Source organism: Donghicola sp. XS_ASV15 (genome assembly GCF_041224595.1).
Taxonomy (GTDB): domain Bacteria; phylum Pseudomonadota; class Alphaproteobacteria; order Rhodobacterales; family Rhodobacteraceae; genus Donghicola.
The window spans coordinates 1-345 of sequence record NZ_JBGFGN010000104.1 but is presented as its reverse complement, the minus strand read 5'-3'; the positions used below and the strand labels follow the sequence as shown (position 1 = coordinate 345).

At 59.1% G+C, this 345-nt stretch carries 1 pseudogene; it reads right to left on the bottom strand.

Annotated elements, in window-relative coordinates:
* Nucleotides 1–204: 204 nt before the first annotated feature.
* Nucleotides 205–345, bottom strand: a pseudogene (locus AB9K37_RS03935) (IS5/IS1182 family transposase); the annotation flags it as partial.

Genomic DNA, 345 nt, shown 5'->3' with positions numbered 1-345 from the left:
ATGATGCTGTGCTCAGTGTGGAGCGCCGGGTCAGCAAGGACGGCATGATCTCGGTCGATGGCAACCTTTACAGCGTACCGGATACAGCACGCAGACGCACGCTGGAGGTCCAGAACCATACGCGGGATATCCGCATCTTTTAGGATGGGGTGGAAATTGCCCGACATCCTGTGCTCGAGGGGAAAACTAACGGCGTGTTGATCCAACCCACCGCGCGACAACGGCATCATCGGCCAAGCGGTACACGTGCTGTAGACATCAGCCCGGCGACCAGCCTAGGATGCGTTGCCGGGCGCCCCTCTTTCGAGGGGAAGAATTCTGCCCATTCCCAATCGATCAGCTCGG